Here is a 17,901-nt window from a genome sequence, read left to right on the forward strand (position 1 = left end):
CCCGACAGCCGGAAAATCCAAAGGGGAAGCAGATGAAACTCGTGTCCGCCATCATCAAGCCGTTCAAGCTCGACGAAGTGCGCGACGCGCTGACCGGCGTGGGGGTTTCGGGCCTCACCGTGAGCGAGGTGAAGGGATTCGGCCGCCAGAAAGGGCAGACCGAGATCTATCGCGGCGCCGAGTATCTCGTGAGCTTCCTGCCCAAGGTGAAGATCGAGATCGTGGTCGACGACAGTCAGGTCGAGCGCGCCATCGAGGCCATCCAGAAGGCCGCCCATACCGGCAAGATCGGCGACGGCAAAATCTTCGTCACTCCTGTCGAACAGGCCGTGCGCATCCGCACGGGTGAATCGGGCTCGAACGCACTCTAGGCGGAGACAGAAGGCCCGAACGTCGCGCAGGACAAGGACAGGCAAGACAAAGACAACAAAGATCGAAGACACGGGGGGGGACGCATGCACAAGATTGTCCTGCGCATCGGCGCGCCATTGGTGTGCGTGCTGGCGGCCGCCCCCACGGTGTCGGCGGCGGACAAGCCCCAGATTGACACGGGCGACACCGCCTGGCTGCTGGTGGCCACGGTGCTGGTGCTGATGATGAACATCCCCGGCCTGGCGCTCTTCTATGCCGGCATGGTGCGCAAGAAGAACGTGCTGGCGACGGCGGTGCAGGCTGTCGCCGTCGCGGCCCTGGTAACGGTGCTGTGGTTCGTGGTCGGCTATTCGCTGGCCTTCACCGACGGCGGGGGGCTGAACGGCATCATCGGCTCCCTGTCGCGCGCCTTCGGCAAGGGCTTGCTGGGCAGCGTCCACGATCTCGCCAAGACCGTGCCCGAAAACGTCTTCCTGATGTATCAGGCGACCTTCGCCGTCATCACGCCGGCCATCATCGCCGGTGCCTTCGCCGAGCGCATGAAGTTCTCGGCGATGATGTGGTTCATGGGCCTGTGGCTGCTGTTCGTCTATGTGCCGGTAGCGCACTGGGTATGGGGTGGCGGCTTCCTCGGCGCTGCGGGCGTGCTCGACTTCGCGGGCGGCCTCGTCGTCCATCTCAACGCCGGCATCGCCGCACTCGTCTGCTGCCTGGTGATCGGAAAGCGCGTGGGCTACGGCCAGGAATACATGGCGCCGCACAATCTGGTGCTCACCCTAATCGGCACGTCGCTGCTGTGGGTCGGCTGGTTCGGCTTCAATGCCGGTTCTGCGCTGGCCTCGGGCGAGCTGGCGGGCAGCGCCATGCTGAACACTCATGTCGCGGCGGCCTCGGCGGCGCTGGTCTGGATGGCGATCGAATGGGTGGCGCGCGGCAAGCCGTCGGTTCTCGGCATCCTCACAGGCGCTGTCGCCGGCCTCGGCACCATCACGCCAGCCGCCGGCTATGTCGAACCGTGGGCGGCCATGGTGATCGGCGTTGCGGCGGCCGCGGTTTGCTACTGGGCTTCCGTCGTGCTGAAAACCCGCCTGGGCTACGACGATTCGCTCGATGTGTTCGGCGTCCACGGCGTCGGCGGCATCCTGGGTTCGATCCTGGTCGGCGTGTTTGCCACCAGGGCGATCAACGATGTCGCCAAGGGCCAGCCGGTCGGGTTGGTCGATGGCCACGGCGGACAGATCCTCATTCAGATCTATGGCGTCGTGGCCATCGGGATCTTCTGCGGCGTGGCGACCTGGATCATCCTCAAGGTCATCGACGCCACGATCGGCCTGCGCGTTACCCGCGACGAAGAGGTCGAGGGCCTCGACACTGCGCTGCACGGCGAGCGCGTGCAGTAGCAAGACGGTCGCGCCCGGCTACGGACGGTGAGGCCGGCATTCGTCGGAAAGGAAGTCGAGCAGGGCGCGGATCGAGGGCAGCAGGCCGCGCCGCGACGGGAAGACAGCATAGACGATCTCGTTGCGCGGCCGCCAGTGCGGCAGCACGTCGATCAGCCGGCCCGCGGCGATATCGCCCTCGACCATCAGGGTCGGTATCTGCGCCACGCCGACGCCTTCCAGGGCGGCGGCGCGCAGCGTGGCCAGGTCGTCGGTGATGAGGCGCGGCTGATGGTGGACCTCCACGGTGCGGCCGTCCGTATGTTCGAGGTGCCAGATGTGCGCATCCTGCGGCAGCCCGAGATCGAGGCTGGGAATGGTGCTGAGGTCGGTCGGGGCCACCGTGGGCGGGCAGCCCTTCAGCAGCGCGGGGCTGCCCACCAGCCCCTGCCCATTCTCGCCGAGCTTGCGCATCACGAGGTCGGACTGGTCCTGTGCCTCGGCGCCGACCCGGATGGCGAGATCGTAACCCTCGGCGATCAGGTCGACCTTGCGGTTTAACGCCTTGAGGTGGACCTGGACCTTTGGATGCCCAGCCATGAAGCGCGCGATCAGATCGCCGAAATGGTAGTCGAGCAATTCGGGCGGGCAGCTCATCCGGATCACGCCCTGCGGCTCGGAGCGTACGGAATCGATCACGGCCTGTGCCGCTTCGGCCTCGACCAGCATGGCGCGGCATTGACGATAGTATTCCTGGCCGATCTCCGTGACGGAGAAACTGCGGCTGGACCGCTGGATCAGGCGAACCCCCAACCGATCCTCGAGCAGGCCGATGCGGCGGCTGAGTTTCGACTTCTGCATGCCCAGCGCCCGCGCGGCCGGCGCGAAGCCCGCATGCTCGACCACCTGGGCGAAGTAGTAGAGGTCGTTGAGGTCTTCCATCGTCCGATTCGTAGGACGCTGCGTGCCGCCAGGCAATCTACTGGCGCTTAGGGGGCGGACCCATCTTCAGTCCACACAGACCGCAGGCGCCGACCTGCAAGGAAGAGGATCATGAAGAAAGTTCTGGGTGTTTATGGCAACCCGAATCAGCACTGGGTGGGCGATGGCTTCCCGGTACGCTCGCTGTTCTCGTACGATGGCCTTGGCGCGCGGCTGAGCCCGTTCCTGCTGCTCGACTATGCCGGGCCGACGCACTTCGAGCCGGTTTTGCTCCCGCGCGGCGTCGGCCAGCATCCGCATCGTGGCTTCGAGACCGTGACGGTCGTCTACGAAGGCGAGGTCGCGCATAGGGATTCGACCGGCCAGGGCGGCGTCATCGGTCCGGGCGACGTGCAGTGGATGACCGCGGGCAGCGGCATCCTGCACGAGGAGTTTCACTCGCCCACCTTTAGCGAAAAGGGCGGCACGCTGCGGATGGTCCAGCTCTGGGTCAATCTGCCGGCCAAGGACAAAATGACCCCGCCCAGCTATCAGGCGATCGTCGATGCCGACATCCCGTCGGTGCCGCTGCCCGAGGGGGCCGGTCGGGTCCGCGTGATCGCCGGCAGCTACGCCGGCAAGAGCGGACCGGCGCGTACATTCACGCCGATCGACGTCTGGGACGTGCGGTTGGCGAGGGGTGGGCGCGTGACGCTCGACCTTGCCGACGGCCATACGGCGGCTCTCGCCGTGCTGACGGGGAGCCTCAGGGTCAACGACGGACAGCCCGTCGGGGAGTCCAAGCTGGTCGTGCTCGACCCTAAGGGCACCAGCCTCACGCTCGAGGCCGAGAGCGACACCACGGTGCTGCTGCTCAGCGGCGAGCCGATCGACGAGCCCGTCGTGGGTTACGGTCCGTTCGTGATGAACAGCGAAGCCGAGATCAGGCAGGCCGTCGAAGACTTCAACAAGGGCCGCTTCGGCACCATGCCGGCCGGGATCTGAGCAAGGTAGGTGAGAGGACCGACCTAGAGATGGTGGGTGGGAGCGGGTCTCCCACCCAACCCCTTCCATCATCTCAAGAAAATGACCTATTCCCTTGTTGTTATTGGGTAATTTGTTTCATAGAATAGGGGCTGTTTAAGCTGTCCGGGTCCCCTCCCGGCGGCGCTATTGGTTTGTTTGGCCGGGCCCCGGCCCCATTGGATGGCAAGATGTTCAATCCGCGCCTGACTGAGACGCTGACCGATTTTCCGTTTGCGCGATTGAATAGCCTCATCGCCCCGATCGCGCCGCCGGCGCACCTGTCTCTCATCAACATGTCGGTGGGCGAGCCCCAGGGCGCGATGCCCGCTTTCGCGCGCCAGATCGTCAACGACGAGATCGACGGCTGGAACCGCTATCCGCCCAATCAGGGCCTGCCCGACTTGAATCTCGCCATCTGCGAATGGCTGACCCGCCGTTATCGCCTGCCCAAGGGCCTGCTCAATCCCGACGTGCATGTTCATCCGACGGCCGGCAGCAAGGAAGGCGTCTACATCATCTCGACGGTGGCGACGCCGCAGCAGAAGGGCGGAGGCAAGCCGATCGTGGCGCTGCCCAACCCGTTCTATCAGGCCTATCTCGGCGGTGCGGTCCTGTCGGGCGGCGAGCCGCTGCTGGTCAACGCCGAGGAATCCAACGGCTTCCTGCCAGACTATGAGAGCCTCGACGAAGCGACGTGGCAGCGCCTGTCGGTCGTCTATCTCTGCTCGCCGGCCAATCCGCAGGGCGCGATCGCGAGCAAAGATTATCTGAAGAAGCTGCTGCGTCTCTGCCGCAAGTACGACACCGTGCTGGCGGTCGACGAGTGCTATGCCGAAATCTACACGGGCGATGCTCCGCCGGGCGCCCTCGAAGTTGCGGTGCAGATCGACGAAACCGGCGGCAAGGATCCGTTCCGCAATCTCGCGGTCTTCCATTCGCTCTCCAAGCGCTCGAACGCGGCAGGCCTGCGCTCCGGCTTCCTGGCGGGCGACCCGAAGCTGGTGGCGATGGTGCTGCGCTGGCGCAGCTATGGCGGACCGCAGATTCCCTTTGCCGTACAGAAGGCATCGGCCGCTCTGTGGCGCGACGAGGCGCATCCGGTCGAGACGCGCGAGTGGTATCGCAAGAACTTCAAAGTCGCCGAGCAGATTCTGCACAACCGCTTCGCCTACTACACGCCGGGCGGCGGCTTTTTCCTGTGGCTGGACGTCGGTGACGGCGAGGCCGCGACGCGCAAGCTGTGGGGCGAGGCACACGTCAAAGTGCTGCCGGGCGCCTATGCCTGCCGCGAGACTAACGGGATCAATACCGCGCAGCGCTACATCCGCGTGGCGCTGGTGCACGACGAAAAGACCACCCGCGAGGGCCTGTCGCGCCTCGCGGCCGTTCTCTAGGGAGCGCTTTCGCGTATGGCCATGCTGAGTCTGTCGTCAGCGTTGCAGCCCAGAACGTCGATCCTGCCGGAAGGCGGGCGCGACTTCCTGCGTCGCCGCATGATGGAGATCGTCGGCGTGGCCACTGCGGCTTTCGGCCTGGCGTTGATGATCGCGCTGTTCACCTATAGCCCCGGCGACCCCTCGCTGAACCACGCCACGGCGCGCCCCCCCAACAATCTGCTCGGCCTGCCCGGCGCCTACATTTCCGATCTGCTGCTGCAGACTTTCGGCCTCGCCATCATCCTGGCGCCGGTCGCTTTCATCACGTGGGGCGTGCGCATGGTGCGTACCCACCATCTCGGCTTCTTCGGCCTGAGACTGTCGCTGCTGTTGCTGGCTCTCCTGATGATGAGCGTGGCCTGCGTCGGCCTGGGCGACGTCGGGAGTGCAGCCACCCATGCCGGCCCCGGGGGGCTCGTGGGCCTGGCGCTGGTCGGCCGCTTCCGCGAGCTGGTGCTGACCCATTCGAGCGGCGGTACGCTCACCCTGATCGAGCCGGCCTGCGCGGCGCTCGCCTTCATTGCCATGGCGCCGGCGCTGGGCATGAACCGCACCGACCTGCCGCTGATCTTCCGCATCCTGCGCGCGCCCTTCCTGTGGGGCGTCTGGGGCGTGCGGGCCGCGGTCGGCCTGTGGCGCGGCAAGCCGCAGCCGCTCGACGAAGAGGCCGATCTGCCGTCGCCGTCTATCGGCTATGCCGAGATTCCCGGCGAGATCGACGCCAGCCACTACAAGCCCGGCGATTTCGACACCCGCTACGAGCAGATTCCCGAGGATGGTGCGCCGATCCCGTCGCGCGAATCGCTGATGGTCGATGCGCCCTATGCACCGATCGAACGGCCTACGCCGGATATCCCGCAGACGCCGGTGTCGCCGGAGGCGTATGCGACTGCGCCGCACGAAGCCCCGGTGGAACCCGTGGTGGAGTCGGTCAAGGAGCGGACCCTGTTCAGCCGGCTTTCGGGCCTGCGCATCGAGCCGTTCATGCGCCGTTCCACGACAGTGGCGCCGCAGGGGGCGGAGCGTGTCGAGCCGGTGATGGCGGCGTTCGAGGCACCTGCGCAGCCTGTGCAGCCCACGGCCATACCCGTTGCTCCTGCAGCCCAGCCACAGCAGCAGGCGTACGAGGGCACGGCTGCTCCAGCTAACGAAGCGCCCTCCGAAGCCGACGAAGAAAATCCCTTCGCTCCCGATGCGCTCGAAGCCGAGCAGCCCGTCCAGGCAGGACCGGCAGCCCCCAGCGGCGTGAAGATCGTGCCGCGCAAGTCGGCTGCCGCTCAGGGCAAGCGCGCCGCCAAGGCCGGCCAGCGCGAGCTCGATCTCGGCAACGAATACAAGCTGCCGCCGCTCGATATCCTGTCGCTGCCCTCGCGCGTCACCAACGAGCCCAAGATCGACGAGGGAGCGCTGGAGCAGAACGCCCGCCTGCTCGAGACCGTGCTCGAGGATTTCGGCGTCAAGGGCCAGATCGTGAAAGTACGGCCGGGCCCGGTCGTGACGCTCTACGAACTGGAGCCGGCGCCGGGCACAAAGTCGAGCCGGGTTATCGGCCTCGCCGATGATATCGCCCGCTCGATGAGCGCGGTGTCGGCGCGTGTCGCCACCGTGCCGGGCCGCAACGTAATCGGCATCGAGCTGCCCAACGCCAAGCGCGAGACGGTGTTCCTGCGCGAGTTGTTCTCGACGCGCAACTACGAGGACAACCGTCTCGGCCTGCCGCTGGCGCTGGGCAAGGATATCGGCGGCGATCCGGTCATTGCCGACCTGGCCCGCATGCCGCATCTGCTGATTGGCGGCACCACCGGCTCGGGCAAGTCGGTGGCGGTCAACACCATGATCCTGTCGCTGCTCTACAGGCTGCCGCCGGATCGCTGCCGCTTCATCATGATCGATCCCAAGATGCTGGAACTCAGCGTCTATCAGGACATCCCGCATCTGCTCACGCCCGTCGTCACCGAGCCGCGCAAGGCGATCGTGGCGCTGAAGTGGGTGGTGCGCGAGATGGAAGACCGCTATCGCGCCATGAGCTCGGTCGGTGTGCGCAACATCGCGGGCTACAACGAGAAGCTCGTCGAGACGGCCCGCAAGGGCGGCGCGCTGACGCGCAAGGTCCAGACCGGCATCGATCCCGAGACCCGTCGCCCGACCTTCGAGGACGAGGAGATCGACCTCACGCCGCTGCCCTTCATCGTGGTCATCATCGACGAGATGGCCGACCTGATGCTGGTCGCCGGCAAGGAGATCGAGGCGGCCGTCCAGCGCCTGGCGCAGATGGCGCGCGCCGCCGGCATCCACGTCGTCATGGCCACCCAGCGCCCCTCGGTCGACGTCATCACCGGCACCATCAAGGCCAACTTCCCGACCCGCATTTCATTCCAGGTGACGTCGAAGATCGACAGCCGCACCATCCTGGGCGAGCAGGGCGGCGAGCAGCTGCTGGGCCAGGGCGACATGCTGTACATGGCCGGCGGCGGCAAGATCGCCCGCGTGCACGGCCCGTTTGTCAGTGACGGTGAAGTCGAGGAGGTGGTGCGCCATCTCAGGGCGCAGGGCGCGCCGGCCTATATCGACGCCGTTACCGACGACCCCGAAGGCGAGGCCGAGGCGGCCGGACTGCCCGGTGGCGGCGAGGAAGGCGAGAGCGACCAGCTCTACGATCAGGCTATTGCCCTGGTCGCCCGCGAGCGCAAGTGCAGCACAAGCTTTATCCAGCGTTACCTCCAGATCGGCTATAACAGGGCCGCCCGCATTGTCGAACGCATGGAACGCGAGGGGGTCGTCAGCCCCGCCAACCATGTCGGCAAGCGCGAGGTCCTGGCTCGTGATATTGACGATCGCGAGCGCTGAAAGGCCCGCTCGAACGATCAGGGGGCAGTCGAGGAACGATGAGCGAGCAAGCCCCGTCCGGACCATCATCGACCGCCTCTGGCGGTAGCCAAGTCCTTCCAGCCGCCCCGGTCCGCCACCGCCGCCGCATACCTCTAGTCTGGATCGTGCCGTTCCTGACGGCACTGATTGCGCTCTATCTCGCTTGGGACACCTTTTCCAAGCGTGGCCCCACGATCACCATTTCGTTCGATACGGCGGCGGGCCTGACGCCGGGCCAATCGCAGCTCAAGTACCGCAATGTCGTGATGGGTACCGTCAAGAGCATCGCCATAGCGCCCGACCTGGCGAATGTGCTGGTCACCATCGAGACGGTGCGCGAGGCCGAGTCGTTGCTCACCGACAAGACGATCTTCTGGGTGGTGAAACCGCAGCTCTTCGCCGGCAACGTGTCGGGCCTGGATACGATCCTCTCCGGCTCCTATATCGGCATGCGGCCAGACGCTAGAGGCGGCAACCCGCAGCACGATTTCGTAGGTCAGCAGGACCCGCCGGTTCTGCAGGCGTCGGCCAAGGGTACGACCTTTCGGCTCAACACCAAGCGGCTCGGCTCGATCAGCCTCGGCGCGCCGGTCTTCTTCCGCGATATCGACGTCGGCACGGTCCTGGGCTGGGACCTGCATGATCTCGCCAACAGCGTGACCATCCATGCCTTCGTCCGTGCACCGTTTGACCAGTACGTACGCAACGATTCGAGTTTCTGGGATGCTTCGGGCGTCTCGATCAAGTTCGGGTCGGACGGTATCGACGTCCAGCTCGAATCGCTGCGCGCCGTGCTGCTGGGTGGCATCGCCTTCGATACGCCGCAGGGCTCGACACAGCCGATCGCCAAGGCCGATCAGGCCTTCGAGCTCTTCAAGAATCTCGATCAGGCCAAAGCGGCCGGCTTCGGTGAGCAGATCAAGCTGGTGTCCTATTTCCCCGGATCTGTGGCCGGCCTAACGCCGGGTGCCGATGTCACGTTCCATGGTCTCAAGATCGGTGAGGTGACCGATGTCGGGCTGGTCTTCGATCAGCAGACCGACCGCGTCCTGGCTCCTGTCCGCTACCGTGTCGAGGCCGGCCGCGTGGCCAATCTCGCCAAGGCGCAGGGAATGGAACCCGAGAAGATTGCCGAGCAGATGATCCAGCGCGGCCTGCGCGCCACGCTGGAGTCGCCGAGCCTGATCACCGGGGCGAAGATCGTGGCCTTCCAGGTGGTGCCCGACGCCAAGCCCGGCGAATTGCGCAAGGTCGGCGATCACTATGTGATCCCGAGCGCCGAGGTCGGCGGCTTCGACAGCATCACGCGGGCGGCATCCGAGCTGCTGTCCAAGATCAACCGGATCGACTTCGACCGCATCGGCAACAGCTTGGTCAACGCGGCCACTGGCATCGACAACACGGTGAACGGACCGCAGATCAAGGCGACCCTGGCGGCGCTGGAAAAGGCGATGCTCGACGTGCAGGACATCGCCCGCAAGCTCGACAAGGACGCCACGCCCGCCCTGAGGCGCTTGCCCGAAATCGCCCAGCAGTTGCAGGACGCCGTCACCAAGGCCAATCGCCTGATCGGGTCGGTGGACAAGGGCTATGGCGACCAGTCCAAGTTCCACCGCGATCTCGACCGGCTGATCCCGCAGCTCACCGACGCGGCCCGCTCGATCAGGGCCTTGAGCGATCTGCTGACGCGCCACCCTGAAGCCCTGATCCAGGGCCGCACCAACACGGGCAAGGAATGACCACCCACTACCTCGGCCGCCGCCGCCTCGGCGCTCTTGTCGTGCCCGTTCTCGCGACACCCGTGCTTGCGGCCTGCGGCGCCTCGCCGGAACCGGGGCTCTATACCCTGGCCGTGCGGCCAGGTTCGACCCTGTCGCGAGGCCCCGCTATCGTGCAGGTGCGCGACATCGGATTGCCGGGCTATCTCGACCGCAAGGAAATCGTGCGGTCGACGGAGGACTTCAAGCTCGATGTCCGGGCCAATTCCTGGTGGGGAGAGCCGCTCGGCGGCATGCTGGGCCGTATCCTGGTGCTCGACCTTTCACAGCGTCTGCCCAACTCGAAGGTCTATGGCGAGGCGGGCTCGATCACGCTGGACCCCAATGCCACCGTCGGGGTCGATCTCCAGCGCCTTGATGCCGACAAGGCCGGCTCGGTGATCCTGCTGGCCCAGGTCGCCGTGCAGTTCAACCGGCCGACCCGCTCGGCGGTGCGCAGCTTCTCGATCAGCAAGCCCGTGCCGACTCCCGACACCGCGGGCCATGTCGCCGCCATGAGCGACGCCCTGGGCGAGCTCGCGGACGGCATTGCGGCGATGCTCCAGTAGATGGTCCCCTCCGGCCCGACGGCCCTGGTCACCGGACCGCAGCTGCGCGAGTGCCATGGCTGCGGGCTGTTCCAGATCGTGCCGGCGATGGAAGCCAACATGCGCTCCGATTGCGAGCGCTGCGGCACGCCGCTCAGGGCCACGCGTGCAGATCCGACGGGCCACTGCCTGGCGCTGACCTTCGCGTCGCTGGTTCTGTTCGCTGTGCTCTGGCTTGCGATGCTGATGAAGGTCTCGACCGCCGGCATCGTGCACGAGACCACCCTGCTTTCGGGGCCAGGCGAACTGGTACGTCATGGGCTGTGGCCGCTGGCCATCGCGGTTGCCTTCACGACGGCGTTGGCGCCGTTCGGCAAGTTCGCCGGCACGCTCTACGTGCTGGTCGGGTTGCGCATGAAGACGCTGCCGCCCAACCTGCGCGGCGTCTTTCTGATCTCGCGCAAGCTCGGCACCTGGTCGATGCTCGAGGTGCTGCTGCTGGGCGTGTTCGTGGCCTACACCAAGCTCGGCGATATGGTGACGATCGACCTCGGGCCGGCCGTCTATGCGCTTGGCATCCTTACCGTCGTCATCGTCTGGGCCGAACTGGCTCTCGATCCGCAGGCGGTCTGGGAAGAAATCGAGCGGCGCGGCCAGACCCATGCCCCGATGCCGGCCGTTGCACCCATGGAGCATCGCCCGGGCGCCGCAGGGTGCGAGAACTGTCACCTGGTATGCATGCCGGCCGAGTATGGCGGCCGGTGTCCGCGCTGCGGTTCCATCGTGCACGAGCGCAAGCCCGACGCCATCGGCCGTACCATCGCCCTCGTCGTCGCGGGGGCCATCCTCTACGTGCCCGCCAACGTCTATCCGGTGCTGACGGTCATCCAGCTCGGTTCCGGATCGCCCAGCACCATCATGGGCGGCGTCGAGGAACTGGTCTCCTCGAAGATGTATCCGCTGGCGCTGCTTGTGTTCTTTGCCAGCGTACTGGTGCCTCTTTTCAAGCTGCTCGGACTGGCCGCGATGATCTCGGCGACCAAGCTGACGGGCACTGCCGAGGCGGCCGGAGTCCTGCTGCGTCAGCGCACGCGTCTCTATTTCATCGTTGCCTGGATCGGCCGATGGTCGATGGTCGACATTTTCATGGAGTCCCTGCTGGGGGCTTTGGTGCAGTTCGGCAGCGCCGTCACCATCGATCCGGGTGCCGGCGCCCTGGCCTTCTGCGCCGTCGTGATCGTCACCATCTTTGCTGCCGAGGCTTTCGATCCGCGCCTGATGTGGGATGCTGCTGCACAAAATGCGCATCGTCCGGCTCGGCCCCGGGCCGCCGAGCGGGCTCTTGCGCTCGGTCTCAGTTCAGGTCAAAGACCACGTTCAGCTTGATATTGTGCACGTTGCGGACGATGCCCGGCGCGTTGAACGTGTCGAGCTCGTAGCCCAGTGAGGCCTTGCTCCCGCGCGTGAGCTGGCGACCAAAGCCTGCATAGGCACGGTTCTGAGCAAAGCCCTGCACCCGGCCTGGCCCGTTGTTGCCGACATTGATGAAGACCTCATCGGAAAAGGCCAGCTCCCACGGCGTGTCCTTGATCGGAATGCGCACGCCAGCGAGCAGCCGGGTGCGGATCAGGTAGGTGCCGTTGTCGAAGAACAGCTCCTCCCAGCGCCAGCGGCCGGCGATGGGCAGATTGTCGATGCGCGCCCGATAGAGGATGTCCTGAAAGGGGCCGCGCGACGCGGTTTGGCCCGTGAGATAGCGCTGGAACTGGACATAGCCCGCAGCAACCGCCCAGTTGGGGGACAGAGTGTATTCGAAGCCCGGCCGCACCTGGACGTCGCGCAACACGCCGTTTGCACTGTCGAAGCGCAACTGGGTGTCCATCTGGAACGACCAGCGATCGTCGATGCGATAACGCAGACCAATAGCCGGCGTCAGCCAAACGGCACCGTTCTGGAAGTTCGGTGTCGCGGCCTGCTGCTGTTGCCGTTGCGCTTCGGCGGGGATCGAGAAGAGGCAAAGAGCTACCAGCAGGGCGGTAGAAGAGAAGACCGACTTCGACACAGGCCGACGATATCGACCGTGCCGGGGTAGAGCAATCGAAGCTCGGCTTCCCTCGAACTAGGGGCCCGTAGCGCCGAGCGACGTGGCCGTCGCAGCACAGGCGCGCTCGCAGTCGCGACAGGCCTCTGCACAGAGGCGGCAATGCCCGTGTTCCTCGGCATGCCGCTCGCATTCATCGGCACAGGCCCGGCAAAGCTCGGCGCAGGTCTCGATCATGCGACGGATCAGGGCGGGATTGGTGTGAGTGCGGCGGGTGAGAACCGACCCGGTGGCAGTGCAGGCATCGGCGCAGTCGAGGTTGAGCCGGATGCACTGGCTCAATCCTGCTACCCCTTTCTCGCCGAGGCAGGCGTCTGCACAGGAGATGCAGGTCTGGGCGCAATCGAAGCAGGCTTCGATGCAACTGATCAGCGCGTCGCCGGCAGGGCTGCGGCTGGGATGCGGGTGGCTCAGGAACATCGCGCGGACATGCATCGGCTTCTCCTGCTTTTCCGGAATGCAGAAGACTAATGCCGCCGCGGGTGATCGGTTACCGGCTCAGGGCTGCCAGCGCAGAAAGTTGGCAATCAGGCGCAAGCCGGTAGCCTGGCTCTTCTCGGGGTGGAACTGCGTGCCCGCGAGATTGTCGCGACCGACGATGGCCGTGATCGGTCCGCCATAGTCGGTCTGGCCAAGGACTGTCTCGGGTCTGCTGGCGGCGAGCTGGAAGGAGTGCACGAAATAGGCATGGTCGCGAGGGGCGATGCCTTCGAGCAGGGCGTGCGGCTTGAGGGCGTCCAGCTCGTTCCAGCCCATATGGGGGATCTTGAGATGGTCCTTGCCCGTCTGTCCCTTGGCTTCGATGCGCACCACGTCGCCCGCGATCCAGTCCAGTCCGGGATGTACACCGTACTCGACGCCGCGCGTGGCCATGAGCTGCATGCCGACGCAGATGCCGAGGAAGGGCTTGCCGCGCTCGATGACCTCGCGCTGCAACGTCTCGACCATGCCCGGCACGCCGTAGAGGCCAGCTCGGCAGTCGGCGAAAGCACCGACGCCTGGAAGCACGATGCGAGCGGCCTCGATCACGTCGCGCGTCGAGGCGGTCACAAGGATGCGTTCGTGCGTCCCGGCTTCGCGGGCGGCGCGTTCGAAGGCCTTGGCAGCGGACCGCAGGTTGCCGGAGCCGTAGTCGACGATGGCGACGGTCATGAGGCTTAAAGTACGCCCTTGGTGCTGGGCACGGCGGTGAGCTGGCGCGGGTCGAGTTCGACCGCGACCCGCAACGCCCGGGCGAGGCCCTTGAAGCAGCTTTCGACGATATGGTGGTTGTTGTCGCCGTAATGGTTCCACACGTGCAGGGTCAGCCCGCCGAGCTGGGCGAAGGCCTGGAACCACTCCTTAAACAGCTCGGTGTCCATGGTGCCGAGCTTGGGCTTGGAGAAGTTCACCTTCCAGATCAGGTACGGCCGGTTCGAGGCGTCGAGCGCTACCTCGGTCAGGGTCTCGTCCATCGGGATGTGTGCCGAACCGTAGCGGCGGATGCCGGCACGGTCGCCCAGCGCCTTGCTCAGGCACTCGCCCAGCACGATGCCGGCGTCTTCGGTGGTGTGGTGGTAGTCGATGTGCAGGTCGCCTTCGGCGCGCAGCGTGATGTCGATCAGGCTGTGGCGCGAGAGCTGCTCCAGCATATGGTCGAGGAAGCCGATGCCGGTCTTGATGTCGTACTTGCCAGTGCCGTCGAGATTGATGGCGGCAGCAATGCTCGTTTCCTTCGTGGCCCGCGCGACATAGGCCCGCCGCCCGCCGGTGCCCGGTGTCGTGAGGGGCTGGGACGGCGGCGTGGTCTTGGCCGGAGCCTTGGCAGGCGCTTTCTTTGCGGCCTTGGGGGCCATCGTGAGTCCTCTCGGTTGCGCCCCGTTCATACAGGAACGCGAGCGGCACGGTCGAGCGCGACGCGCGTCAGAATGACGCCCAGCAACACGATCAGGCCGCCGATCACGCGGGCTGCGGTGAGGGGATCGCCGAAGAAGGCGGCCGACAAGCCCACACCCGCCACGGGGATCAGGTACATGTAGACCATGACCCGGCTGACCCCCAGCCGCTCCAGCCCGGCGGTGAGGCCGAGGAAGGCGACGCCCACGGGAAAGATCGCCGTATAGAGCCAGAATCCCAGGAGCCGGTCGTCGAGCCGTGCGAATTCACGGAGGGAGTCGAAGGCGAGGGCGAAGGGCATCAGGATCAGGGAACCGATCAGGGTCGTCCAGGCCATGACCTGAAGGGCTCCCAGCCGCTGGCTATAGGGCGCCCCGCGCTCGACATAGAGCGCCCAGGCGAAGGCCGAGACCATCCAGAGCAGGGTGCCGTCGAGGCTGCCGAAAGAGAGGGTGAAGCGGGTCAGGCTGTTGTTCACCACCAGCACGACGCCCGCAAACGCCACGGCGATGCCGGCCCAGCCGAGCACGGAAAGCCGCCGGCCGGCGAACCAGGCAAGGATGGCCGAGAAGGCCGTGGTGGTGGTCATGACGATCGAACCGACCGACGGCGCGCTGCGCGCCATGGCGAGCCCCCAGCAGGCCTGGAAAATCGTGACGCCGATGATCGACAGCAGGATCATCGGCACCCAGTCGCGCCGGGACAGGGCCATGGGCCGGCGCCGCAGCGCCAGTACAGCGAACAGGAAGACAGCCGCGATCAGGTAGCGTGAGGCGCTGTAGAGCAGCGGGCTCATGACCGCGAGCACATCCTTGGCGAAGGGATAGCTCGAGCCCATGAGCAGCGCCGTGCCAAGCATCAGGGCATCGCCGGTGTAGCGATGTCCCTTCATCCGACGCCTCTAGTGACGGACGTCACCTACGAGCGCGGCGCCGTCGAAGCCTTCTGTGCGCCCCAGAAGCCGAACAGCGCGCCGGCGACGCGGCGGATCTGGATCTCCTCCGAGCCTTCGGTGATGCGGTAGCGGCGGTGGTGGCGATAGATGTGTTCGAACGGCGTGTGGCGCGAATAGCCGATGCCGCCGTGAACCTGGATGGCACGATCGGCGGCGTCGCATACCAGCCGGTTGGCGCGGTAGTTCGACATTGCCACCCACTCGCTCACGTTCATGTGGTGCTCGCGGTCGAGATGCCAGGCGGTCTTGCGCACCAGTCCGCGCGTCATCTCGGCTTCGGTGTGCAGCTCGGCCAGCGGGAACTGGATCGCCTGGTTGGTGGCCAGCGCCTTGCCGAAAACTTTTCGGTTCTTGGCATAGGCCACCGACATGTCGATGCAGTACTGCGCGGCACCGAGGCTGGAGGCGGCCTGGCGGATGCGGTTCTCGTGCACGAAGGTCTGCGCCACGTCGAGGCCGCGACCTTCATCGCCCAGCATGGTCGAATTCGGCACCGTCACGTTGGTCAGAGACACCTCGGCATGGTCGCTCGGCATGTTGAAGGTCCACCACATGTGCTCGATCTTGAAGCCGGGCGACTTCACGGGCACGAGGAATGCCGAGATGCCGCGCGCATCGCCTGCCTTGCCCGAGGTCCGGGCGAACACGAGATCGACGGTCGCGGTGTGCATGCCGGTGTTGAACCGTTTCATGCCGTTGATCACCCAGTCGCTGCCCTGCTTGACGGCGGTGGTTTCCATGAACGTGGCGTCGGAGCCGTGCAACGGCTCGGTAAGGCCGAAGCCGATACGCTCCGTCCCCTTGAACATGCCTTCGATGTAGCGGTCCTTCTGTTCCTGCGTGCCGAAGCGGTGCAGCAGCAGGGCCACCGGGAAGTTGCCGACGATCGAGCTCTCGTTCTGCAGGTCGTTGTGCAGGCCGAGCCCCTTGTGCGCGAGATGCTCGCGGATGATCGCCATGGCGAGGTTGGAACCGTCCTTGCCGCCCAGCGCCTTCGGCAAGCCGAAACGCAGATGGCCTGCCTTGTCGGCGCGGCGCTTCATCTCGGCCAGAAGCTCCTCCCACTCGTGGCGCGGCTGGCCGTCATTGTCCCAGTCGGTGCGCGCGTGCTCGCGGCGATGGTCGAAGAAGCGGATATTGTCGTTCTCGCGCTCCAGGGGCCGGATTTCGCGCTCGATGAAGGCGTCGAGTTCGGTCAGGTACGCCGCGATATCGGCGGGAATGTTGAAATCCATAGGGCCGCTCCTCCGGTAAACGATCGTTCACCGGCGATCTTAGGGCGTCTTTGACGGCGGTGCCATGAAGGCCGCTTTCGACCTGCGGCTTCGCCAATGAAAATACTCGGTCACCTGCAACGACAACGGCCGGACGTCCTGTGTAGCGCGACGGAAACTCTTATTCTTCCTCACCAGTTGCTGGCAGGTCGACCCTGAAGCGGCTGCCGCCACCCTCTGCGGCGAGGCATACGGCGTCGCCGCCATGACGGCGGGCAATGTCGAGGACCAGGGCAAGACCCAGCCCGCTGCCGCGGCCCGTCTCGGCCCCGCCGGCCAGTCGATAGAAAGGTTCGAAGATGCGCTGGCGCTCGGCTTCCGGCACGCCGGGGCCATGGTCGGAGACATCGAGCACGGCGCGGTGGCCTTCTCGCGTGACGGTGACGGTGACCGGACCGCTGCCACCATAGCGTAGGGCATTCTCGACCAGATTACGGATCAACCGACGCAGCAGCAGGCGATCGCCCGACACCGTCACCGGCTCCCCGTCGACTTCGAGGTCGTAATGCGAGGCTTCTTCGGCCGCGAGCGCCAACAGGTCCACGGATTCACGCCGCTCCAAGTTGGGCAGCGCCTCCAGACGGCTCGCCAGCAGGATCTGTTCGATGAGCTGATCGAGTTCGGCGACGTCCTGTTTCAGGGAATCGCGCGTCTTGGCGTCGGCATTCTCGCCCAGGAGAGAGGCTGCGACGGCGATGCGCGCCAACGGCGTGCGCAATTCATGGCTGGCATTGGCGAGCAACAGGCGATGGGCGGCCACCAGCTCTTCGATACGCTGGGCCGACCGATTGAAGCTCGCTGCCAATGCGGCGACTTCGTCGCGGCCTTCCACTCGCACGCGCGCCGAAAGATCGCCGCCTCCCAACTGTTCGACACCCGCTTTGAGGCGTTCGAGGCGGCGGCCCAGGCCACGCACGACAGGATAGGCGGCGATTGCGACAGCAATGGCCACCAAGCCGAGCGCCGCGGCGATCCAGAGCGCCGGGTTGGGCCGTTCACGGACTTGGCGGGCGACCAGCCAGCGTCCGTCGGGAAGCTGTAAGGTGAAGTTGGGGCCGCCCGGGCCACGCCGCCAGCCGGTGCGCGCGTGCATGGGATTGAAGCGCGGCGGCGGCTTGCCGGCCATCGCGATCATATCGCCATCGGGTTCGTAGAGGGCGATGTCGAAGCGCAGCTTGCGCTGCAGTACCTCGATGGCGCGCTGCTGATCCTGCTTGGGCGCGGCGATGTCGGGCAGCAGCGCGCCGGTCAGCTCGGCGGCGACATCGAGATACTGCGGCGTGCGATTGTCGTCGTCGGCCAAGCGCCACAGCAGCACCGCCGCTCCCACGAACACCGCCAGCACGACGAGGATGGTGACGTAGAACTGGAGATAGAGGCGCTGCACGG

16 protein-coding genes are annotated in these 17,901 nt (G+C 65.9%); 8 read left to right on the forward strand and 8 right to left on the reverse strand.

All coding sequences use genetic code 11. From position 1 onward, the window contains the following. Window positions 1-32 precede the first annotated feature (32 nt). Window positions 33-371 (forward strand): P-II family nitrogen regulator, encoded by a 339-nt coding sequence (locus tag BN60_RS25815; protein WP_020699078.1) that lies wholly within the window; start codon window positions 33-35, stop codon window positions 369-371. An 84-nt stretch (window positions 372-455) separates the two neighbouring features. Further along, complete coding sequence (locus BN60_RS25820) at window positions 456-1,772, forward strand: ammonium transporter (RefSeq protein WP_020699079.1); 1,317 nt, start codon at window positions 456-458, stop codon at window positions 1,770-1,772. An 18-nt stretch (window positions 1,773-1,790) separates the two neighbouring features. On the opposite strand, the gene BN60_RS25825 is transcribed toward BN60_RS25820, so the two are convergent. Next, window positions 1,791-2,693: a LysR substrate-binding domain-containing protein gene (locus BN60_RS25825; protein WP_020699080.1), complete on the reverse strand. Its 903-nt coding sequence runs from the start codon at window positions 2,691-2,693 to the stop codon at window positions 1,791-1,793. A 111-nt stretch (window positions 2,694-2,804) separates the two neighbouring features. Here BN60_RS25825 and BN60_RS25830 point away from each other — a divergent pair, with 111 nt between their 5' ends. The 6 genes from BN60_RS25830 (at window position 2,805) to BN60_RS25855 (ending at window position 11,693) form a co-directional block, all read left to right on the forward strand. Beyond that, window positions 2,805-3,677, forward strand: coding sequence for a pirin family protein (locus BN60_RS25830; protein ID WP_020699081.1), 873 nt, complete (start codon window positions 2,805-2,807; stop codon window positions 3,675-3,677). Window positions 3,678-3,886: 209 nt separating this feature from the next. After that, window positions 3,887-5,092 (forward strand): aminotransferase class I/II-fold pyridoxal phosphate-dependent enzyme, encoded by a 1,206-nt coding sequence (locus BN60_RS25835; protein WP_020699082.1) that lies wholly within the window; start codon window positions 3,887-3,889, stop codon window positions 5,090-5,092. Between the two features lie 15 nt (window positions 5,093-5,107). Next, window positions 5,108-7,981 carry a DNA translocase FtsK gene (locus tag BN60_RS30030; protein WP_020699083.1) on the forward strand — a complete coding sequence of 958 codons (2,874 nt, stop codon included), beginning with the start codon at window positions 5,108-5,110 and terminating at the stop codon, window positions 7,979-7,981. Between the two features lie 146 nt (window positions 7,982-8,127). Next, window positions 8,128-9,741 carry a PqiB family protein gene (locus BN60_RS25845; protein WP_020699084.1) on the forward strand — a complete coding sequence of 538 codons (1,614 nt, stop codon included), beginning with the start codon at window positions 8,128-8,130 and terminating at the stop codon, window positions 9,739-9,741. After that, complete coding sequence (locus BN60_RS25850) at window positions 9,738-10,328, forward strand: PqiC family protein (RefSeq protein WP_020699085.1); 591 nt, start codon at window positions 9,738-9,740, stop codon at window positions 10,326-10,328. The genes BN60_RS25845 and BN60_RS25850 overlap by 4 nt, the downstream gene beginning before the upstream one ends. Beyond that, window positions 10,329-11,693 carry a paraquat-inducible protein A gene (locus BN60_RS25855; RefSeq protein ID WP_020699086.1) on the forward strand — a complete coding sequence of 455 codons (1,365 nt, stop codon included), beginning with the start codon at window positions 10,329-10,331 and terminating at the stop codon, window positions 11,691-11,693. Here BN60_RS25855 and BN60_RS25860 read toward each other — a convergent pair. The 7 genes from BN60_RS25860 to BN60_RS25890 all read right to left on the reverse strand — a co-directional run bounded on the left by BN60_RS25860 (window position 11,662) and on the right by BN60_RS25890 (window position 17,899). Continuing rightward, window positions 11,662-12,369, reverse strand: a complete 708-nt coding sequence (locus tag BN60_RS25860) for a DUF2490 domain-containing protein (RefSeq protein WP_020699087.1) — start codon at window positions 12,367-12,369, stop codon at window positions 11,662-11,664. The genes BN60_RS25855 and BN60_RS25860 overlap by 32 nt on opposite strands. Before the next feature lie 57 nt (window positions 12,370-12,426). Then, a complete protein-coding gene (locus tag BN60_RS31905; protein ID WP_020699088.1) occupies window positions 12,427-12,843 on the reverse strand; it encodes a four-helix bundle copper-binding protein in 417 nt (138 codons plus the stop codon). A gap of 63 nt (window positions 12,844-12,906) precedes the next feature. Then, a complete protein-coding gene (gene hisH / locus BN60_RS25870; protein ID WP_020699089.1) occupies window positions 12,907-13,560 on the reverse strand; it encodes an imidazole glycerol phosphate synthase subunit HisH in 654 nt (217 codons plus the stop codon). Window positions 13,561-13,565: 5 nt separating this feature from the next. Further along, window positions 13,566-14,243 (reverse strand): imidazoleglycerol-phosphate dehydratase HisB, encoded by a 678-nt coding sequence (hisB, locus tag BN60_RS25875; RefSeq protein WP_020699090.1) that lies wholly within the window; start codon window positions 14,241-14,243, stop codon window positions 13,566-13,568. A 26-nt stretch (window positions 14,244-14,269) separates the two neighbouring features. Next, the gene (locus BN60_RS25880) at window positions 14,270-15,175 is read right to left on the reverse strand and encodes a DMT family transporter (protein WP_020699091.1); all 906 of its coding nucleotides are present in this window, start codon (window positions 15,173-15,175) and stop codon (window positions 14,270-14,272) included. A gap of 26 nt (window positions 15,176-15,201) precedes the next feature. After that, entirely contained in the window at window positions 15,202-16,473 is a 1,272-nt protein-coding gene (locus tag BN60_RS25885; RefSeq protein ID WP_020699092.1) for an acyl-CoA dehydrogenase family protein, read from the reverse strand. A gap of 160 nt (window positions 16,474-16,633) precedes the next feature. Further along, on the reverse strand, window positions 16,634-17,899 hold the full coding sequence (locus tag BN60_RS25890; RefSeq protein WP_020699093.1) for a sensor histidine kinase: 1,266 nt from the start codon (window positions 17,897-17,899) through the stop codon (window positions 16,634-16,636). Between the last annotated feature and the right edge of the window lie 2 nt (window positions 17,900-17,901).

Source organism: Reyranella massiliensis 521 (assembly GCF_000312425.1).
Classification (GTDB): domain Bacteria; phylum Pseudomonadota; class Alphaproteobacteria; order Reyranellales; family Reyranellaceae; genus Reyranella; species Reyranella massiliensis.